1 protein-coding gene is annotated in these 277 nt (G+C 72.9%); it reads right to left on the bottom strand.

Going from position 1 to position 277, the window contains the following annotated elements:
* Positions 1 to 277: hypothetical protein (locus APY03_RS42370; protein WP_198161225.1), on the bottom strand; the 277-nt coding region annotated here is incomplete at both ends.

The following is a 277-nucleotide window of genomic DNA, read 5'->3' as shown; positions in this document are numbered from 1 at the left end:
CCGGTGCTGAGCACGCGGCCCCAGGCGCGGCGTTCGCCGGTGGCGGTGCTTGCAGCGGTGATCGGGGCGCCGGCCGCGGTGCGCACGTCGTCGTCGCCGATGCGCTGGTGCAGGCTGCTGAGCATGACCAGGTTGCCCTGGCGCAGTTGCTCGGGCACGGCTGCGAACAAGGGCACTTCGCCGCGGTAAGTGGGCACCTCGATGGGGGCAGCCGCCGGTGCCGGGAGCTCCGCAGGTGCCGGCGGGATGATGGTGCTGGTGGAGCGCAGGTACCAGT

It is taken from the genome of Variovorax sp. WDL1 (genome assembly GCF_001541225.1).
In the GTDB taxonomy this organism is placed as follows: Bacteria; Pseudomonadota; Gammaproteobacteria; order Burkholderiales; family Burkholderiaceae_C; genus Variovorax.
This window is presented reverse-complemented; position numbering and strand designations above follow the sequence as displayed.